General features: G+C 69.7%; 14 protein-coding genes. 3 read left to right on the top strand and 11 right to left on the bottom strand.

Features of this window, described 5'->3' with window-relative positions; genetic code table 11:
* Positions 1-15 precede the first annotated feature (15 nt).
* Genes IG78_RS0114840 through abc-f form a run of 3 tightly spaced genes read right to left on the bottom strand, consistent with a single transcriptional unit; the run spans position 16 to position 3,259 of the window.
* Positions 16-924 (bottom strand): ADP-ribosylglycohydrolase family protein, encoded by a 909-nt coding sequence (locus IG78_RS0114840; protein ID WP_030563125.1) that lies wholly within the window; start codon positions 922-924, stop codon positions 16-18.
* A gap of 12 nt (positions 925-936) precedes the next feature.
* On the bottom strand, positions 937-1,596 hold the full coding sequence (locus IG78_RS0114835; RefSeq protein WP_030563123.1) for a histidine phosphatase family protein: 660 nt from the start codon (positions 1,594-1,596) through the stop codon (positions 937-939).
* 34 nt (positions 1,597-1,630) lie between these two features.
* Positions 1,631-3,259: a ribosomal protection-like ABC-F family protein gene (abc-f, locus tag IG78_RS0114830; RefSeq protein WP_030563121.1), complete on the bottom strand. Its 1,629-nt coding sequence runs from the start codon at positions 3,257-3,259 to the stop codon at positions 1,631-1,633.
* Positions 3,260-3,440: 181 nt separating this feature from the next.
* Here abc-f and IG78_RS0114825 point away from each other — a divergent pair, with 181 nt between their 5' ends.
* Positions 3,441-4,133: a TetR/AcrR family transcriptional regulator gene (locus IG78_RS0114825; protein WP_030563119.1), complete on the top strand. Its 693-nt coding sequence runs from the start codon at positions 3,441-3,443 to the stop codon at positions 4,131-4,133.
* A gap of 166 nt (positions 4,134-4,299) precedes the next feature.
* On the opposite strand, the gene IG78_RS0114820 is transcribed toward IG78_RS0114825, so the two are convergent.
* Both IG78_RS0114820 and IG78_RS0114815 read right to left on the bottom strand, forming a co-directional pair.
* A complete protein-coding gene (locus tag IG78_RS0114820; RefSeq protein ID WP_030563118.1) occupies positions 4,300-4,905 on the bottom strand; it encodes a YdbC family protein in 606 nt (201 codons plus the stop codon).
* A gap of 33 nt (positions 4,906-4,938) precedes the next feature.
* Positions 4,939-5,793 (bottom strand): arylamine N-acetyltransferase family protein, encoded by an 855-nt coding sequence (locus IG78_RS0114815; protein WP_030563116.1) that lies wholly within the window; start codon positions 5,791-5,793, stop codon positions 4,939-4,941.
* Between the two features lie 120 nt (positions 5,794-5,913).
* Here IG78_RS0114815 and IG78_RS0114810 point away from each other — a divergent pair, with 120 nt between their 5' ends.
* Complete coding sequence (locus IG78_RS0114810; protein WP_030563114.1) at positions 5,914-6,450, top strand: TerD family protein; 537 nt, start codon at positions 5,914-5,916, stop codon at positions 6,448-6,450.
* Between the two features lie 86 nt (positions 6,451-6,536).
* Here IG78_RS0114810 and IG78_RS0114805 read toward each other — a convergent pair whose 3' ends face one another.
* Entirely contained in the window at positions 6,537-9,428 is a 2,892-nt protein-coding gene (locus IG78_RS0114805) for a vitamin B12-dependent ribonucleotide reductase (protein ID WP_030563112.1), read from the bottom strand.
* Between the two features lie 131 nt (positions 9,429-9,559).
* Positions 9,560-10,102, bottom strand: coding sequence for a transcriptional regulator NrdR (nrdR, locus tag IG78_RS0114800; protein WP_030563111.1), 543 nt, complete (start codon positions 10,100-10,102; stop codon positions 9,560-9,562).
* 515 nt (positions 10,103-10,617) lie between these two features.
* Between nrdR and lexA the strand changes: the two genes are divergently transcribed.
* Positions 10,618-11,403, top strand: a complete 786-nt coding sequence (gene lexA, locus IG78_RS0114795; protein WP_030563109.1) for a transcriptional repressor LexA — start codon at positions 10,618-10,620, stop codon at positions 11,401-11,403.
* Between the two features lie 140 nt (positions 11,404-11,543).
* Here lexA and IG78_RS0114790 read toward each other — a convergent pair whose 3' ends face one another.
* The 4 genes from IG78_RS0114790 to IG78_RS0114775 all read right to left on the bottom strand — a co-directional run bounded on the left by IG78_RS0114790 (position 11,544) and on the right by IG78_RS0114775 (position 19,145).
* Positions 11,544-13,583 (bottom strand): ATP-dependent DNA helicase, encoded by a 2,040-nt coding sequence (locus tag IG78_RS0114790; protein WP_051852645.1) that lies wholly within the window; start codon positions 13,581-13,583, stop codon positions 11,544-11,546.
* Between the two features lie 49 nt (positions 13,584-13,632).
* Positions 13,633-15,630, bottom strand: a complete 1,998-nt coding sequence (locus tag IG78_RS0114785) for an IucA/IucC family protein (RefSeq protein WP_030563106.1) — start codon at positions 15,628-15,630, stop codon at positions 13,633-13,635.
* Positions 15,631-15,802: 172 nt separating this feature from the next.
* A complete protein-coding gene (locus IG78_RS0114780; RefSeq protein ID WP_030563104.1) occupies positions 15,803-16,603 on the bottom strand; it encodes a GNAT family N-acetyltransferase in 801 nt (266 codons plus the stop codon).
* Between the two features lie 256 nt (positions 16,604-16,859).
* On the bottom strand, positions 16,860-19,145 hold the full coding sequence (locus IG78_RS0114775) for an IucA/IucC family protein (protein WP_030563102.1): 2,286 nt from the start codon (positions 19,143-19,145) through the stop codon (positions 16,860-16,862).
* Positions 19,146-19,240 lie beyond the last annotated feature (95 nt).

The raw sequence follows: 19,240 nt of genomic DNA, 5'->3' as shown, positions 1-19,240 counted from the left end.
GAACCCGCTGGTACCTCAGACCGCGGTCACCGGCACCCACTCGGGAAACGGCTCGGTCCGCTGCACCCATGCGGCGGGCGGCGCCCCGTCCGCACCGGCGGAGACCACTCCGCCCACGATCGCGCAGGTGGTGTCCATGTCACCGCCCACCCGCACGGTGCCCCAGAAGGCGTGCTCGTAGTCACCCAGGGACCTTGCCGCGGACCACAGCGCGAACGGCACCGTGTCGTGAGCCGTCGTGCGGCGCCCGCAGCCCAGCACGGCGGCCACCGTCCCGGCGTCGTCGTAGTCGAGCATGTCGCGTGCCCGGCGCAGTCCGGCGCCGACGGCGCTGCGGGGCACCAGGTCGATGACGCCGTCGAGCAAGGCCTTGGGAGCCGGGGGCCCCGCGGGGTCCGCCGCCAAGGCGGCCGCGGCGGCCACGGCCATGGCGCCGACGACGGCCTCCCGGTGCTGATGGGTCGGGTAGGCCGAGATCTCCGCCTGGTGAGTCGCCTGCTCCGGGTCCTCGGCGTACCAGGCGCCGAGCGGAGCGATCCGCATCGACGCCCCGTTCCCCCAGGAGCCCTGGCCCTTGAACAGGGCGGAAGCCAGTTCCCGCCAGTCCCCGCCGTCGCGGATCCGGTCGAGCAGTTGGTTCACCGCCGGGCCGTACCCCCGTCCGGCGTGGTGGTGCTCGGCGAAGGAGCCGGCCAGGGCGTCCTGGTCGATCCTGCCGTGGGTGACCAGAACGGCCAGCACGGAGCAGGCCATCTCGGTGTCGTCGGTCCAGGGCCAGGGGCCTTCGGGCAGCTCGCGCCGCTTGAGCAGTGGGTGGTGCGCGGGCTTGAAGAACTGCGAACCCAGCGCGTCACCCACCGCGAGACCACGCAAGCTGGCGAGCGCGCGGCTCAGGCGCCGGTCATGAGAGAGGTCAGCGGTCATCGCCCTGCCACTCTATCCGGTGATGCCGTACGGTTCCGGCTCACGCCAGCGCTCGAACGGTCGGTCGAGTGTGTACTTACCGTCCTCACCGAGCAGCAGCGCTCGGGTCTCGCCGTTGCCCGGGTTGGACAGAGACTCGAACTCGGCCACCGACCAGTGGAACCATCGCATGCAGAACAGCCGCATGGTCAGCCCGTGTGTGACCAGCAGGACGTTCGGCGGGTGGTCTGGCGCTTCGAAGCTGCGGTAGAGGCTCTCCAGGAAGGCCCCGACGCGGTCGTAGACGTCGGCCCCGGACTCGCCCTGGGCGAAGCGGTAGAAGAAGTGCCCGTAGGCGTCGCGGTAGGCCTTCTGCAGCCTGACGTCGTCCCTGTCCTGCCAGTTCCCCCAGTCCTGCTCCCGCAGCCGTGGCTCCTCCCGCACCCGCACCAGGTCGGGGTCGAGGCGCAGCATCCGGAAGGTCTCGTGGGTGCGCCGGTAGGGCGAGACGTACACACTCACCCGTTCTCGCCCGAACAGGTCCCGCAGCTCTTTCCCGGTGTCCTCCGCCTGCTGGAGGCCGGTTTCGGTGAGCGCGAGAGCGTGGTCGGGCTCGCGTTCGTACACGGTGTCGTCGGCGTTGCCCGCCGATTCGCCGTGCCGGACAAGGACGATGCGCCGCGGTCGTGCCATGGGTCGACCCTAGATCGGGCCCTCCCCGAGCCGCTCAGGCGGGTAGCCTGCCGGACTCCATCCGGCGTATTCGGCCGGTGAAGCGGCGGCGCAGGTGCCGGTCGTGCGACACGACGACCAGGGCCCCCGTCCATCGCTCAAGGGCCTCTTCCAGCTCCTCCACCAGGGCGAGGGCCAGGTGATTGGCCGGTTCGTCGAGCAGCAGCAGATCCGCGGGTCTGGCCAGGAGCCGTGCCAGTGCGAGCCTGCGGCGCTGTCCCGCGGAGAGTGAGCCGACGGGGACGTGCAGGTCACGGGCGCGGAACAGGCCGTAGGACAGAAGCAGTTCGGCCTGCTCGCCCTCGGTGAGGGGCAAGCCCTTGCCGAAGGTTTCGAGCACCCGCTCGGTGGGGCGTCGCACCGGGATCTCCTGGGCGAGGTAGCCGATGCGGCCGCGGCGGGTGACCGTGCCCTCGTCCGGTTCGAGCACGCCCGCCATGGTACGCAGCAGCGTGGACTTTCCTGCGCCATTGCCGCCGTGGATCAGAAGCCGCTGACCGGCGGGGACCGTGAGGTCGTGGACGTACAGCCGGTTCCCCACGCGCACCTCCCGCAGTGTCACCAGGTCCCCTTCGGCGGCTCGGCCGTCTCCGTCGGCCCCGGCGAGGGGGCGCGCGGTGAACCGCAGCGGCTCGGGCGGCTTGGGCACGGGGTCGTCGTGCAACCGGCGCAGCCGTTCCTGGGCGTTGCGCACGCGTCCCGCGACGGATGCCTGTACGCGGCCTCCCGCGCGGTCGTACGCCATTTTGTTGTTGTCCTTCATCCCTCGGCCACCGGCGACCGCGTGGGCCGTGGTCACCGTGAACTCCTCGAGCCGCCGCGTCTCCTCGCACCACTGCGCGTAGGCCTGCTCCCAGCGCTGCCTGGCCGCCGCACGCTCGGCGATGAGGCCTTGGTACCCACCGCCGTACCGCACGACCGTGCGGCGGGCTTCGTCCACTTCGAGGATCGCGGTGGCGACGCGCTCCAGGAAGGTCCGGTCGTGCGAGACCGCGACGACCGTTCCGCGGTGTGCCAGCAAGGCGGCTTCCAGCCAGTCGAGGGCGCTCTCGTCGAGGTGGTTCGTCGGCTCGTCGAGGAACATCACCTCTGGAGAGGCGGCGATCAGACAGGCGAGGCCGAGGCGTGCCTGCTCACCGCCGGACAGGCTGCCCAGTAGTCGCGTGCGGTCCGTGTGGGCGAGGCCGAGACCGTGCATGGCCTTGTCGACGCGCGCGTCGGCTTCGTATCCCCCGCGCAGTTCGAAGGACGTCAGCAGGTCGCCGTACTCTGCCAGCGTGGCGGCGGAAGCGCCGTCGAGAGCGGCTTCCAGCTCGCGCAGGCGTCTTTCCATGGCGCGGAGTTCGCAGAGAGCCGCGTCGATGGCGTCCCCGACGCTCCGGTCCGCGGGGAGCTGCGGTGTCTGGGCGAGGAACTCCGCCCCGCCCTCCGCGACCGTGGTCACCGCGCCCTGATCAGGCCGGTCCCGCCCGGCCAGGAGGTCGAGGAGCGTCGACTTCCCCGCGCCGTTCTCCCCCACGATCCCTATGCGCTCGCCCGGGCGGACCGTCAAGGAGACGCCGTCCAGCAACAGGCGGTCGCCCCGAGCCTTGATCACGTCGCGTACCGAGATTTGCGTTGGCATGCGCTCCCCCGCTTCCGTACATACCGCGTTGCCTCACCGACAGGCAAACGCAACGCCTGTAGCATTACGATGAGTGTGGCAGAGTCACCGAACTAATGCAACAGAAGTAGCCATTGGGTTCGCGAGGGATGCGGACGCCGGACGAACCCCGACAGAACGCAGCGGAACCCGAAGGGCCGAGATGACGAACGAGGGCGTTCACGCCGACCAGAGCACCGCACCAGCGGCCGCCGCCACCCCTCCTCCCCCGCCCGCTTCCCCCCAGCCCGCTTCTGCCCCGCCCGGCACCCGTCGGCCCGGCGGCCGCACCGCCCGTACTCGTGCGGCCGTCCGCGACGCCGTCCTGCACGGGCTCAGCGATCACGGCTATCCCGGCCTGACCATCGAGTACGTCGCCGAGCACTCGGGCGTGCACAAGACCACGCTGTACCGGCGCTGGGGCGGCCTGGAAGGCCTGGTGGCCGACGCACTCGACATGGCGGGGGAGGACATGTGGACCCCGCCGGACACCGGCAGTCTGGAAGGCGACCTGCGGGCGCTCGCACGTGAAGTCGTGGACGCGTTCGCGGACGAGTCGAAGGCCGCGGCGCCCACCGCGTTCGTCGCCGCCTCGTTCCAGTCCGAGCGCGCGGCGGACGCGCTGCGCGCCTTCTACACCGAGCGGTTCTCGCGTTGCGAGACAGTCGTCGCACGGGCCGTGGAACGGGGCGAGGCGGAACGGGGCACCGACGCGGCGGCGCTCGTCCGCGCGGTGTCGGCACCGCTTCTCCTGCGCCTGTTCATCACGCGCGAACCGGTCGACACGGCGCTTGCCGATCAATCCGCGGCCGTGGTGTTCGCCGCAGTGCGTGCGGGGGCCTTCACGCGACGCTGATCAGCGGGTCTCTCCCCGGTGAAGGGGCCACGCCCAATCAGCACACGGGGTCTGACCACGAGAGCAGGCTGCGCCTGCACACGCTCCTCCGCGAACCTCGCACAAGCGCAGTCGCCCGAAGCGGAGCGCCGGACGAGCTGCGACCCGAATGAGCACCCCCGACCCCTCACACCGTCCAGGACGGCTCCAACTGCACGACATCCCCCGTGATCGCCGCCACGTCGGCCTCTGTCTGTGCCCGCAGCGCGAGCCGTTCCACTCGCTCCACGCGGTACTTCCCGTGCTCGGCGGCCGACTGCCACATCGACAGGACGAGGAACTCATGGCCGGGGGCCTCCCCGAAGAGTCCTCGCACCATGCCGGGGGATCCTGCCATCGCCGGGTTCCAGACCTTTTCCTGCATCAGCGCGAAGTTCTCCACGCGCGTCTCATGGATGCGACAGTTCGCCACCCGCACCACGTCCGCGTCCGTGAAGCGCGGCTCGAAGCCCGTCTTCACGTCGAAGCGGTGGTCGAAGAGCTTGGCCTGGGGGTTCTTGTACGTGCCCACCTGTGCTGAGGCAAGCCGGTCGTGCGAGCGCGCCATGAACGAGTCGTAGAAGGCACGGCTCTCCCAGAACGCAAAGACATGCGCCACGTCCGGTCGACTGCGGCTCCAACCTCCGCCCTGTCCCCGGAACCCCGGCTCCCCCAGAAGCCCCGCCCACTTTCGCTGCGCACGCTCGAATCCCCGGCGGTCCACGACGGTGCAGCGAATCCACTTGACCAGCACCGCGCCATCGTACGGCCCAGCGCGTGGCCCAGGTCACGCGCCGGGGTAGTGCACCCGGATCAACTCCGCGAAGTCGTCGTCCCCAAGCTCGATGCCGAACTCCCGCACCATCGTGTCGCGCAACTCGTCCACAGGGACCTCACGTTCGTCCACGGAACCGTCGGGGCGCGTGAGCGTCAGTTGTGCGCCGATCAGCCGCCGGCGCACGTCGAACCCGGCCCGTTGCAGCACGGGACGCCGGATGAACGGCGATCTGGGGTGGGTCGAGCTGTAGTGGTTCATCACTACGTAGTCGACGGGCAGGCACCGGGCCGTCGTGTGGGCGTACAGATCGAACCAGCCGTCGGAGCGCTCGGTGCGCAGCACCCGCACGTCTTCTTCCTCGGCCTCGACGCCGTAACGCCACTCTCCTTGGCGTACGTCCTGCCGCCTCGCGGCGCCCGCACGCAGCGGGACGGGCTCCAGCAGGCCGTCGGCGCCGAACCCGACGTCGCAGTGCCAGTGCTTGCCGTCCGCCTCGACGTCCAGGAGCATGTGCGTCACCGCGCGCGTGGAGGATGCTCCAGCCCGTACCCGGGCGGCCAGGCCCTTGACGGTGAAACCGATGTGCTCCAGGGCCGCGGCGAACAGGAGGTTCTGTTCGTAGCAGTAGCCGCCGCGCCGTTGGCGCACCATCTTCTCCTGCAGCGCGGCCAGGTCGAGGAGGACCGGGCGGCCGAGCATGATCTCCAGGTTCTCGAAGGGGATGGAGTCCACGTGCGCGCGGTGGAGGGCCCGCAGCGTCGCCAGGTCCGGTTTCGCCTCCCCGTCGTACCCGATCCTGCTCAAGTACGCCGCGACGTCCAGTTCTTTGCCGTTCCACGTCATGCGGTCGCCGTTCCACGTCATACGATCAATGATCGCTGCCGCCGGTCCCCACGCAAACCGGATGTTCGTCGGACCGATGTCAGTGGCAGGCCGTAGCGTGTTCTTGGCACTGACAACGCGGCAAGTACGAGGGGGAGTTCGGTGAGCAGCATCCGGAAGGGGCTGACGAAGGTCGAGGTCGGGCTGAAGTGGGACCCGAGCCCCATGGGGGCGTCACCTCACGATCTGGACATAGTGGCCGCGACGTACACCGCGGATGCTGCCGACGACCCTCAAGGTCGACCGGACTACCTGGTGCACTTCGACAGCCGCTCGCCCGACGGGACCATCTCGCTCAGCAGGGACAGCAAGACCGGCCAGGGCTTCGGATACGACGAGGTCATGGTCCTGGAGCTGCAGCGGCTCGCCGAGCGCTATACGCGTGTGGTCGTCGGAGTGGCGATCCAGCAGCATCCGGACGGCAGGGTCTTCGGGGACGTGGCCAACGTCTCGGTCCGGATCCGGGAAGGACACACCGACCTGGCGGAACACGGCTTCGCGGAGGTCGCGGAGTGCACGGCCGCCGTCGTCGCCGAGTTCACCCGGGAGCCGGGCGGCACCTGGACGTTCCGGGAGCTGCTCCAGGGCTTCGAGACGGACCTGGTGACCTTCGGGTCCGAGATGGGCAGCGCGCGCTGAGCCCGCCCGCAGGCAAACGGTGAGGGGCGGCGGGACCGTCCTGGCCCCGCCGCCCCTCACCTCACCTCACGGCGTCACGCTCTCGGCTAGCTGCAGCCGCTGGTGGACCCGCAGCCCTCGCAGATGTAGCACGAGCCCGCGCGCTGCATCTTCGTACCGCAGGAGAAGCACAGCGGTGCGTCGGCCTGGATGCCGAGCTGCATCTCGACGAGCTCGGCGCTGGTGTGCGCCTGCTGCGGAATGTCCTCAGCGGCATCCGGCTCCGGCGCGGCGACCGCCCTCAGGGCCTCCGTCTGGCGCGGGGCGGACTGAGCAAGGCCCTCCACGTCGACGTCCTCGTCGGACGGCTCGTACGAACCGGTCTCCAGGTGGCGCTGACGCTCCTCGGCAGAGTGGATGCCGAGCGCCGAGCGGGTCTCGAACGGCAGGAAGTCCAGCGCCAGGCGGCGGAAGATGTAGTCGACGATCGACTGCGCCATCCGCACGTCCGGGTCGTCCGTCATACCGGCCGGCTCGAAGCGCATGTTCGTGAACTTCGAGACGTACGTCTCCAGGGGCACGCCGTACTGCAGACCCACGGAGACGGCGATGGAGAAGGCGTCCATCATGCCCGCGAGGGTCGAGCCCTGCTTGGACATCTTCAGGAAGACCTCGCCCAGACCGTCGTCCGGGTAGGAGTTCGCGGTCATGTACCCCTCGGCACCGCCGACCGTGAAGGACGTGGTGATGCCGGGACGGCCCTTGGGAAGACGCTTGCGCACCGGGCGGTACTCGACGACCTTCTCGACCGCCGTGCGGATCGTGTCCTCGGCCTTCTCGGCGATCTCGGTCTTCTCCTCCTCCTTCTTCTTGGCGGAGAGGGGCTGGCCGACCTTGCAGTTGTCGCGGTAGATGGCGAGCGCCTTGACACCCATCTTCCACGCCTCGAAGTAGACCTCTTCGACGTCCTCGACGGACGCGGTCTCGGGGAGGTTGACCGTCTTGGAGAGCGCTCCGGAGATCCACGGCTGGATGGCCGCCATCATCCGGACGTGGCCCATCGCCGAGATGGAGCGCTCGCCCATGGCGCAGTCGAAGACCTCGTAGTGCTCGGGCTTCAGACCGGGGGCGTCGATCACATTGCCGTGGTCGGCGATGTGGGCGACGATCGCCTCGATCTGCTCCTCCTGGTAGCCGAGGCGGCGCAGAGCCTGCGGCACGGTGCCGTTGACGATCTGCATGGAGCCGCCACCGACGAGCTTCTTGAACTTCACCAGGGCGAGGTCGGGCTCGAGGCCGGTCGTGTCGCAGGACATCGCGAGACCGATGGTGCCGGTGGGCGCGATCACCGAGGCCTGGGAGTTGCGGAAGCCGTTCTTCTCGCCGAGCCGCACGACGTCCTGCCAGGCCTCCGTGGCGGCGGCCCAGATCGGACTGTCCAGGTCGTCCACGCGGACGGCCGCGGTGTTGGCGTCGGCGTGCTGCTTCATGACGCGGTTGTGCGGCGCGGCGTTGCGGGCATAGCCGTCGTACGGGCCGACGACCGCCGCGAGCTCCGCGGAGCGCTTGTACGAGGTGCCGGTCATCAGCGAGGTGATCGCGCCGGCGAGGGCGCGGCCGCCGTCCGAGTCGTACGCGTGGCCGGTGGCCATCAGCAGAGCACCCAGGTTGGCGTAGCCGATGCCGAGCTGGCGGAAGGCGCGGGTGTTCTCGCCGATCTTCTGGGTCGGGAAGTCCGCGAAGCAGATGGAGATGTCCATCGCGGTGATCACGAGCTCGACGACCTTGGCGAAGCGCTCGGACTCGAAGGACTGGTTGCCCTTGCCGTCGTCCTTGAGGAACTTCATCAGGTTCAGCGAGGCGAGGTTGCAGGACGTGTTGTCCAGGTGCATGTACTCGCTGCAGGGGTTCGAGCCGTTGATACGGCCGGACTCCGGGCAGGTGTGCCAGGCGTTGATCGTGTCGTCGTACTGAATGCCCGGGTCGGCGCAGGCCCAGGCCGCCTCGGCCATCTTGCGGAAGAGGGACTTGGCGTCGACCTCTTCGATGACGTCGCCGGTCATGCGGGCACGCAGGCCGAACTTCCCGCCGGTCTCCACGGCCTTCATGAACTCGTCGTTCACGCGGACCGAGTTGTTGGCGTTCTGGTACTGGACGGACGTGATGTCGTCGCCGCCCAGGTCCATGTCGAAGCCCGCGTCACGCAGCGCGCGGATCTTCTCCTCTTCCTTGACCTTGGTCTCGATGAAGCCCTCGATGTCGGGGTGGTCGACGTCGAGGATGACCATCTTGGCCGCGCGGCGTGTGGCACCGCCGGACTTGATCGTTCCTGCGGAGGCGTCGGCACCCCGCATGAAGGAGACCGGGCCGGAAGCGTTGCCGCCGGAGGAGAGGAGTTCCTTGGAGGAACGGATGCGGGAGAGGTTCAGGCCGGCGCCGGAGCCGCCCTTGAAGATCATGCCCTCTTCCTTGTACCAGTCGAGGATCGACTCCATGGAGTCGTCGACGGAGAGGATGAAGCAGGCGGAGACCTGCTGCGGCTGGGGCGTGCCGACGTTGAACCACACCGGACTGTTGAAGCTGAAGATCTGGTGCAGGAGGGCATACGCCAGCTCGTGCTCGAAGATCTCGGCGTCGGCGGGCGAGGCGAAGTACTTGTAGTCCTCGCCGGCCTTCCGGTACGTCTTCACGATGCGGTCGATGAGCTGCTTGAGGCCCACCTCCCGCTGCGGCGTGCCGACCGCACCGCGGAAGTACTTGCTCGTGACGATGTTGACCGCGTTCACCGACCAGAAGTCGGGGAACTCGACGCCACGCTGTTCGAAATTGATCGAACCGTCGCGCCAATTGGTCATGACGACGTCGCGGCGCGCCCAAGCCACCTCGTCGTACGGATGCACGCCGGGGGTCGTGTGAATGCGCTCGATGCGCAGGCCCTTGCCGCCCTTGGCTCCCTTGGCGCGGGAACCTCGTGCGGGGCCGCTCGTCGTCTCGGTCATGCCGCCTCCCTGTATCAGGCTAAAACGCCCTGAAGTGCCACGTTCTTCCCGTGGCACGGTGTGTGTCTTGACGTCGCGGACAGCCCTGGGGCACCCCGCGACGAGTCTGGTTCGTCGCCGGACCTGAAAGGTCAGTCGGCGGCGGTGGCAGGCTGGGGGACTTCGACAGTCCCTCCGGGCCCGCGGCCGGTCGCGTCCCGCTCCGCGCGCGAGCCGCCCGGGGCGTCGTCGCCCCCTCCGCGCAGCTCTTGGATCGCGGCCTCGAAGTCCTCGAGCGAGTCGAACGCCCGGTACACGGACGCGAAGCGCAAATAGGCCACGAGGTCGAGTTCCTGCAGCGGGCCGAGTATGGCGAGCCCCACGTCGTGGGTGGTCAATTCGGCACTTCCGGTGGCCCGGACCGCTTCCTCGACCCGCTGGCCGAGCTGGGCCAGCGCGTCCTCGGTCACGGGCCGGCCCTGGCATGCCTTGCGGACGCCATTGATGACCTTGGTGCGACTGAACGGTTCGGTGACGCCGCTGCGCTTGACCACCATCAGTGAGCACGTCTCCACCGTCGTGAAACGGCGAGAGCAGTCCGGACACTGACGACGCCTGCGGATCGACGTGCCGTCATCCGTGGTGCGGCTGTCGACTACGCGACTGTCGGGGTGCCTGCAGAAGGGGCAGTGCATGGAACTCCCAACCCTCCTTCACGGCACGACTCAAAGACCTCAACGGGCCCTTGAGGCCCTCGAAGCAGCCCCCAGCATAGGCGATGCCCGCGGGCCTGAAAGACCAGGGACCACAACTTCTGGGCTGCGGCTGCAATCCAACCACTAGATCTGGGGTTTGCCGTAAATTTCGACACCATCGCGTGTCGCCCGGGGGCGCCCTCGCACGACAGGCCCGCGCGCCCAGCGCGCGAACCCTCGACCCCGAGCCGACGCCACCCGGAAGGACCCGCTACCGAGTTGACGGTGCACCGAGTGGCACTATGGAGCCTCACCCCGCAGGGCCGGGACCCCGGCGGTGAAGCGTACCGTAATGAACCGAATTTCCTTTCGGTCCGAGCGATAGCCATACACCTCGACACATGATCACGTCAGGTAATCTGCGATTTTTCACTCGAACGTGTGTTTGGCGCAACCTTTCGAAAGCAACTACCGTTGGCTAACTAGGGAGAACATCTCGAGAGGGGCCGACCGACGTGACCACCACCGCAGACAGCGCCACCATCAGTGCCCAGGACCGCTCCCAGAGCCGATTCGAGCCGGTGCATGCAATGAATGACGCAGCCACGAACCAGGAGGGGCCCAAGCCCGCTCGCTCCCTGCCGGGCCGACCTCCAGGGATCCGCGCGGACAGCTCCGGGCTCACCGATCGCCAGCGCCGGGTGATCGAGGTCATCAGGGACTCGGTGCAGCGGCGCGGTTACCCGCCGTCGATGCGGGAGATCGGACAGGCAGTCGGCCTCTCCAGCACCTCGTCGGTGGCCCACCAGCTCATGGCGCTCGAGCGCAAGGGCTTCCTGCGCCGCGACCCGCACCGCCCCCGGGCGTACGAGGTGCGCGGATCCGACCAGCCGAGCACCCAGGCCGCCGACACCACCGGCAAGCCCGCCGCTTCGTACGTGCCGCTTGTCGGCCGCATCGCGGCCGGTGGCCCGATCCTCGCCGAGGAGTCCGTCGAGGATGTGTTCCCCCTCCCCCGCCAGCTCGTCGGTGACGGTGAGCTCTTCGTCCTGAAGGTCGTCGGCGACTCCATGATCGAGGCCGCCATCTGCGACGGCGACTGGGTCACGGTCCGCCGCCAGCCCGTCGCGGAGAACGGCGACATCGTCGCCGCCATGCTCGACGGTGAGGCGACCGTGAAGCGTTTCAAGCGCGAGGACGGGCACGTATGGCTGCTCCCGCACAACTCCGCGTACCAGCCGATCCCCGGCGACGAGGCGACCATTCTCGGCAAGGTCGTCGCGGTCCTGCGTCGCGTGTGAGCCTTCGCCCCTGACCGGGCCCCGGGACCTACTGCGCCGGTTCCGGGGCTCGACTCTTTTCTGATCGGTGCACAGTGCATGTTTCCGATCGGTGCAGACCGCAGGCCATCGGCACAGTCCGCATGCCGGAGGGGACCGGACTACGCCTCAGCCCCCTCAGCGTCCTCTGCACCTGCAGCCCCGGCACCCACAGCCCCCGCACTCGCCGCCTCCGCGTCCGCCGCCTTCGCGCTCGCGTCGATCGCCGCCAGGGAACGGCGCACCTGATTACGGTCCGTCGTGTACCAGAAGTCCGGCAGTGACGCCCGCAGATAGCTTCCGTAGCGGGCCGTGGCCAGACGCGGGTCCAGGATCGCCACCACACCGCGGTCCTCCGACGCCCGGACGAGACGGCCTGCCCCCTGAGCCATCAGCAGGGCCGCGTGCGTCGCCGCGACCGCCATGAAGCCATTGCCGCCCGCGTCGTCGACGGCCTTCTGCCGGGCACTCATCAGCGGATCGTCGGGGCGCGGGAAGGGGATCTTGTCCATGACCACAAGCTGACAACTCGCTCCCGGTACGTCGACGCCCTGCCACAGCGAGAGCGTGCCGAACAGGCAGGTCCGCGTGTCCGCCGCGAATCCCTTGATCAGCTCGCCAAGGGTCTCCTCGCCCTGCAGCAGGATCGGCATGTCCAGCCGGCCCCGCAGTTCCTCGGCCGCGGACTGCGCCGCCCGCATCGAGGAGAACAGGCCGAGAGTCCGCCCGCCTGCGGCCTCGATGAGTTCCGTGAGCTCATCCAGCATGTCGTCACGCGTGCCGTCCCGGCCCGGCCGGGCCAGGTGCTGCGCCACGTACAGAATGCCCTGTTTGCGGTAGTCGAAGGGTGAGCCGACGTCGACGCCCTTCCAGACCGGGGCGTCCTCGGACTGGGTGCCCTCCGGGGCGAGCCCCAGGGAGGCCCCGACGCCGTTGAAGTCCCCGCCGAGCTTGAGCGTGGCCGACGTGAGGATCACGGAGCGGTCGGTGAAGAGCTTCTCGCGGAGCAGGCCCGACACGGACATCGGCGCCACCCTCAGGGAAGCGCCGAAGCGGTCATGGCGCTCATACCACACCACGTCGTACTCGGAGCCGTTCGTGATGCGCTCCGACACGTCGTGGATCGACTCCACGGCAGCCAGGGCCTGCTTACGGACCGCGTCCTCGTCCTGTACGGACTTGTCGCGCGCGGAGCCGAGGGCCGAGATGACCGTGCGGGCGGCGTCCCGCAGCGCCATCAGGGCATAGCCGAGGTCCTCCGGCACCTCTTCGAGGCGTCCCGGCAGTGCCAGCTCCATGAGCCGCTCGAAGCCCTCCGCGGCGGTCTGGAGCTGATCCGCAGCCTTCTCGTTGACGAGCCTCGCCGCTCGCCGCACCGCGCGGTTGACCTGTCCCGGAGTGAGCTCGCCGGTGGCCACGCCGGTGACGCGGGAGACCAGCTCATGGGCCTCGTCCACGATCAGCACCTCGTGCTGGGGCAGGACGGGGGCGCCCTCGATGGCGTCGATCGCGAGCAGCGCGTGATTGGTGACCACGACGTCGGAGAGCTTCGCCCGCTCTCGGGCCATCTCGGCGAAGCACTCCTGGCCGTACGCGCACTTCGAGGCGCCGAGACACTCCCGGGAGGACACCGAGACCTGCGCCCAGGCGCGGTCGGAGACGCCCGGGGTGAGGTTGTCGCGGTCGCCGGTCTCCGTCTCGTCCGCCCAGTCCCGCATACGCAGCAGGTCCCGGCCCAGCTTGCTGGTGGGTGCCGCCGCCTCGAACTGGTCGAAGAGGCCCTCCTCCTCGTCCTGCGGCATGCCTTCATGGAGGCGGTGCAGACACAAGTAGTTCGACCGGCCCTTGAGCATGGCGAACTCGGGGCGGCGGCGCAGCAGCGGCTGCAGCGCGTCCACCGTGCGCGGCAGGTCGCGCTCCACGAGCTGACGCTGCAGGGCGAGGGTGGCCGTCGCGACGACGACCCGCTCCCCGTGCGCCAGTGCGGGCACCAGATAGCCGAGGGACTTGCCGGTGCCGGTGCCGGCCTGGACAAGGACGTGGGAGCCGTCGTCGATCGCCTCGGCGACGGTCTCGGCCATCGTGACCTGGCCGGGCCGCTCCGTGCCGCCGACGGCGGCGACAGCGGCGTGCAGGAGCTCGGGGAGGGAGGGCTTCGTCATAGCTCGACCACCCTACGACGCCCCACTGACAACGCTGACAACGCGGCGATCAAGGCTGGTGCAGAGGATTGGGCACGGTCCCGTGGACGGCGGCGTGCGGGCGCTCGGCACGGTCGCGGTAGCCGTCGAGGTGAAGCCGGTTCCGGTTCAGACACAGGCGCTCGATACGTGGTGTGAACAGGTCGAACAGCTCATAGCGCTCCTTGAGCTCCGGAGCGCGCGCCTGGTGGCGCAGGATCTCGGCCCGGACGAGGGACCAGAAGTCCCCTTCGGGGACACCCAGTTGTTCCTCGCAGAGCGGGGCGAGATAGCGGAAGACTCCTACGAAGAGCCCGGCGTGGATGAACTGGGTCAGGAAGGCCGGTGGCTCGGTCAGCAGGATGTCACGCACGTCGTCGGGCATGGTGGCGTGCTCCGCCACGCGTTCCGCGCTGACATTGACGTCGTCCACGAAGTCCTTGACCGCTAGGCGGACGGGAACGTCCTTGTCGTCGAAGACGACGATGGCGTTCTCGCCGTGCGGGGAGAAGACCGTTCCGTATCGGTAGAGGAACTGCAGCAGGGGCGGGAGCAGCGCGGCGAACAGATGCGTCAGCCAGGAAGTGGGGGTCATTCCGGAACGGGCGACCAGTTCGGCGACGAAGGCGCGGCCCTGCGGATCGGTGTGCAGCAGCGCGGCGAGTGTGCGGGCGCGCTCCCCCGGCGCGAGGTGGCGCGTCAGGGGCTCGCGCCAGATCGCGCCCAACAGTTCCTTGTACTGGTAGGGAACTTCCGGGAGCGAGTCGTACACCGGATGCTCGACGGCCACGGATGCGACCTCTCCGAGGAGGATCACCCGGCACTCGTCGCGCAGGAAGGGGTCGCTGTCGCGCAGGGCCTGCACCCAGGAGGTGACGGCCGACGCGGCGAGCGTGCGCTCGGTGGGCAGGCCCCGCCAGACCAAGGTGTTGAGGACCGAGAGTGGCAGCTTGATCGTGTGACGGTCGGGGCGGGTGGTGTTCAAGAAGGTCCGGATGGACTGTTGGGGCAGACGCAGATCACCGTCCGGGGGCAGCGGAACGATCATTCCGGCGGCCACGGACGGTGCGAAGAGGGGCAGCACGACGTCGTCCCACTGCCAGGGGTGCACGGGCAGGTACAGGTACTCCCGCGGTTCGAGACCGCGTGAGCGAAGTATGGCGGCGTACGTCTCCCGGGTGGCGGGCTCGAGCTCCCGGGCGTACAGCTCGTCGGGGGTGTCAAGGCCCGGCACGCCCCTGTAGGTGGCGATGGCTGTGTGCACGGCGATCCAGGGGATGGCGGTGCTGGTGCGCGCCTCGGGGGCCCACTGCCGCGCGTCCGTCGCGGAGAAACCGATGCGGCCCTTGTTGAGGACGAGCCAGGGGTGACCGGTCTGGTGGCCCTCGAGTTCCGCGTAGCCGAGGTCGGCGAGCTGCTCTGCGGTCAGGGCGCCGTGGTCGAGGCGGGTGTCGGCGCTGAGGGTCACGGTGAGTTCACGGATGAGGTGACCGAGGGTCGCGCCGTCGAGTTCGAGGGTGCGGCGGGCAGCGGTCAGGAAGCGCAGCGGGTCGGTGCAGGGGCGCGGGTCACCGTCGGCGTCGGTGAGGGTCAGGCTCTCCGGTTCCACGCGCCAACTGCCGTACGCGCCGCGGCGGGCGCGGAAGGTGAGGCGGGGGCGGGTTTCTCCCTGCGTGGCGGGCTCGTCGAGGAGGACGGTGTAGGTGGCTGCGCCTGCGCTTTCCTCGTGGACTGAGCCTGCGCTTGCCTCGTGGGCCGCGCCGATTCTTCCCTCCTCGGCCGCGGCAGCACTCCCCTCCCCGAGTACGGCAGTACTCCCCTCGCAGGTCGCCGCACCGCCTTCCCGGCCACGCACGGCGGCGCCCTGCCCGGCGCGTACCGGCCGCAGGATTTCTTCGTACGCGAACTCACCGACGATCTTCGCCAGGAGCCGGCGACCGGCCGCCTCCCAGCGTTCCCGGGTCAGCTCGGGCGGGTCGTAGAGATCGGCGGGGCCGCCGGATGTCGCGGGGGCGGAAGGATTCGGCACGGGGACTCCTCGGGGAGGGAACCGGATCGGGTCGAGCGGTGTAGTAGAGGTGAGTGGGCCAGCGAGCGGGTCGGCGAACGGATCGGCGAACGAATCGGCGTAGGGCAGAAGGAACGGAAGGAGCAGAAGTGGCGGGAGCGGCCGGAGTGGCGGGAACGGCGGGAACGGCGGGTCACAGCACGGCACGCAGGGCACGGTCGCGGACCATGAGCGCCGCGCGCTTGTCGGGCAGATCGACCTCGGCGGCGAAGCGGAAACCGCCGCTGAGGAAGGCGGAGACGGAGGGGGTGTTGCGCAGGTCGGGTTCCGCCACGACGCGTGCGCAGGAGCGTCGGTGGTCGAGTACGAGATCGGCTGTCGCCCGTAGCAGGGTGCTGCCGAGGCCGCGGCCGCGATCGGAGACCTGGCCGACAAGGAGGTGGATCCCGGTGTCGTGGGGGCGTGCGGGGTAGTGACGGGCCAGCGGGTCCAGGTCGGCCCGATAGATCTCCCAGTAGCTCATCGGGGCGCCGTCCAGGACGCCGAGGCAGGGGACGCTGCGTCCGTCGCCTTCGAGCTGGGGCCGCAGATGTGCCTCGGTGACGGAAGCGGAGCCCGCCAGTTCCCAGAAGGCCGCCACGGCGGGGTCGTTCATCCACCGGCTGATGAGCGGGAGGTCGCGTTCGAGACGTACGGGGACGAGCTGGAAGACGCCCAGGCCGGTGGTGACCGGACCCCAAGTGGCGACGTGGTCGAGCAGATCGCCGCGCGCCGCGTCGGCCGAAGTTGCGGCTGCGGTTGCGGCTGCGGCTGCCCCTGCGTGGTCGGAGGGCGGGGTGCCTTCGGGGGTGAGGAGCGAGGTGTGGTCACCGCTGTCGGCGAACAGCGCGACGAGTTCGTCGGGCAACCGCAGGTCCAGGGTGTCTTCGCCGTCCGTGGCAGCCGCGGTGGCGGGCTCGGTTCCGGCGTCGGTGCTCGCGTCGGTGGGAGGCACGACGTCGCTCCTCTCGGAGATGGGGATGCGGCAGGGGTGGGCCTGGTCCTCAGGAAGGGGTCATGGTCATCGGTGGGGTGAGGGGGCGCTTACGTCGGTGGCGCTGAGGAGGTGGTTCGCGTCGCTGACGAGAGCGAGGGTTCGGGCGCTGGGCGGGATGGGACGAGGGCGGATGCAGCCTGCGGATACAGATCTAGATGTAGATGCAGATCTCGATGTAGATGCATCCGGATGCGAGTGCAAGTGCGAGTGCGGGTCATGCGTGGAGGGGGTTGGGGATGGTGACGTAAACGGACTGGGTGTCGACAGGGCCGACGAGTTCGTCGAGGCCGTGCAGCCGGGTCAGCAGATTGGCCTTGCACCGCAGCACGGGTGAGTCGAGTAGCCGCGCGGGCAGTGGGGTGCGGAGCCGGTCCGGTCCCGAGGCGGTGTCGGTGAGGAAGCGGCGGAACGCGGCGAGGAGGATGCGTTCGTCGGCGAGGCGTTCCGCGCCCAGGGCTCCGATGAGTCCGAGGACGTTGTTGATGCCGAGGTAGTAGGCGAAGCGTTCGTCGGTGATCTCGTCGGAGACGAAGGTGTCGCTGTTCTGCCCGATGCCGGGGAGCCGCTTGTCGAGTTCACCGCGGCGGGACTCACGGAAGTAGTAGCCCTGGTTGTCGCGGTAACGGCCGCCGGTGGGCCAGCCGTCGGGGTCGAGCAGCAGGAGGGTGTTCTGCTGGTGCGCCTCCAGGGCGACGCCTGCTTCGCTGTCCAGCCAGAGTACGGGGCGCACGACGCTCTGGAGGTAGCGCAGGAACCACTCCGTGGCGACGGCTCCGCGGGGGCGGCCGGTGTGGCCTGCGAGCCGGGTGATGATCGTGGCGAGCCGGGAGTGCATGGGTGCCCGGTCCTGGCCTGCGGTGTGGGCGTTCGGCCTGGGTGAGACGAGGCCGGCGACGCAGGTGGCGTCGTCGTCGGGGCGGAACGGGTTGTGCCGGATCATCACGTCGCATCCGGGGACGGCTTCGCCGCCGGGCCCGGTGACGGCGAGCCAGGCCGGGTCGCGTACCACGTCGAAGCCGGGGTGAGCGGCTTGCCACTGCTCGGCGAGGCCGCTGCGGAGCAGCCGGTGGACCTCGACGCCGCGGTGGAGTTCCTTGCGGAGGTTCTCACGGCGGGAGTTGGTGATGCGCAGGGCGAGTGACAGCTTCAGCATCGCGGGGGCGCCGGAGCGGTAGAGGGTGCGTACGGAGGAGGTGGGGTGCCAGGGGTCTCCGTAGGGGCCGAGGTCCCTGAGGAGACCGGCGTCCAGGAGGGCGGCGGTTTCGGGGCGGTGGCGGAGTTCGCGGATCTGCCAGGGGTGCGCGGGCAGTGCCGCGTGCCCGTCCGGCAGCGGCAGGTCGGGGCCGGCCAGGCGGGCGGTGAGCTGGTCGGCCGGGATGGTGCGGCCACGTTCGGTCCAGGCCGAGTCCATGGCGAGCACCGAGTGGTGGACGGCCAGCCAGTGCAGGGGGAACGCGCCGCGCAGCTCGGGCGAGTAGAGCCGCGATTCGCTGTCGGAGAGGCCTTCGCGGCTCTTCGGGGTCGGGTGCAGCGGGTGCCCGAGGAGCAGGGACTGTTCGGCGGCGAGGAAGAGGTCGGGGGTGTCCGCCGGGTTGTTCCTGCGGTCGGCGATGAAGTCGGCGGTGCGGCGGACGGAGTCGACGACGCGGGCGACCAGATCGGCGCCGTCGGTGACGTCGCGAGGGGCGGGGGTTGCCGGGGTGGGGGGCTGCGGTTGCGCTGGTGACTGCGGCTGCGCCGGTGACTGTGGCTGCGCGATGTCGGCCTGCCCGCCGCTGCTCCCCTCGGCCTTCCCGCCGCGCTTCCCTTCGGCTTGGCCGTCGCTCTTCCCTTCGGCTTGGCCGTCAGCATGGCGCTCGTCGGCGTGCTGCCCACCAGCGGGGCGCTCGTCAGCGAGGTGTCCGGCCTCGGGTGCGGCAGGCTCGGGTGCGTCACGCTCGGTCCCGTTGGGTCCCGTCGCATGGGGTTCGGTCGCATGGGGTTCGGTTGTGCCGGGTTCGGTCGTGCGGGCTGTTTCCCGGCTGAGGAGGGCGGCGACGGTGACGGCGTCGGCGGGGGGCGCGGTGTTGGGGCCGTCCTCCAGGTAGGGGAGGCCGAAGCGGTGCCAGCCGGTAGCGGACCAGTAGTCGACGGGGACGAGGAGGGCGGTGCCGCTGCTTTCGAGGGGAATGCGCAGGGCGCCCTGCTCCGGTGCGGGGATGGCGTTCTCTCGTACCCAGCAGCGCAGCAGGTTCTCGACGGCCGCGGCCTGTGCGGCCGTGTGCGGGTCGGGGTGGTCGAGGAGGTCGCGGAGGTCGGCCGTACGGTGGCGCAGCCGTTCGGCCTCCAGGCTTCGGCCCTTCTGCCGCGGGACAGTGCAGGGTTCCGTTGCCTGCGGGACCTCCGGGGCGTGCGGGACCTGTGAGGACTGCGGGGCCTGCGAAGTCTTCGGGGATTGTGTGCCGCACGCTCCCGATGGGTTGGGCGGGGGACAGCCGTCGGATGCGGGGGTGGCGTTCAAGAGGGTTCCTTGGGTGGTGATCGGGCTCCGTGGCGACGGGCGGCGACTGGGGACAGGCGGAACGGGGACGGGGACGGGGACGGGGTGGAAGGACA

The sequence above is a fragment of the Streptomyces aureocirculatus genome (assembly GCF_000720475.1).
GTDB lineage: Bacteria > Actinomycetota > Actinomycetes > Streptomycetales > Streptomycetaceae > Streptomyces > Streptomyces aureocirculatus.
Note: the sequence above shows the minus strand (reverse complement) of the source record. Positions and strands in the feature narration are given on the sequence as shown.

Excerpts from the sequence above, each read along its gene's own strand:
- nrdR (WP_030563111.1), bottom strand. The coding sequence starts at position 10,102 with ATGCACTGCCCCTTCTGCAGGCACCCCGACAGTCGCGTAGTCGACAGC.
- IG78_RS0114805 (WP_030563112.1), bottom strand. The coding sequence starts at position 9,428 with ATGACCGAGACGACGAGCGGCCCCGCACGAGGTTCCCGCGCCAAGGGA.
- IG78_RS0114840 (WP_030563125.1), bottom strand. The coding sequence starts at position 924 with ATGACCGCTGACCTCTCTCATGACCGGCGCCTGAGCCGCGCGCTCGCC.
- IG78_RS0114825 (WP_030563119.1), top strand. The coding sequence starts at position 3,441 with ATGACGAACGAGGGCGTTCACGCCGACCAGAGCACCGCACCAGCGGCC.
- IG78_RS0114815 (WP_030563116.1), bottom strand. The coding sequence starts at position 5,793 with ATGACGTGGAACGGCGACCGCATGACGTGGAACGGCAAAGAACTGGAC.
- IG78_RS0114835 (WP_030563123.1), bottom strand. The coding sequence starts at position 1,596 with ATGGCACGACCGCGGCGCATCGTCCTTGTCCGGCACGGCGAATCGGCG.
- abc-f (WP_030563121.1), bottom strand. The coding sequence starts at position 3,259 with ATGCCAACGCAAATCTCGGTACGCGACGTGATCAAGGCTCGGGGCGAC.
- IG78_RS0114790 (WP_051852645.1), bottom strand. The coding sequence starts at position 13,583 with ATGACGAAGCCCTCCCTCCCCGAGCTCCTGCACGCCGCTGTCGCCGCC.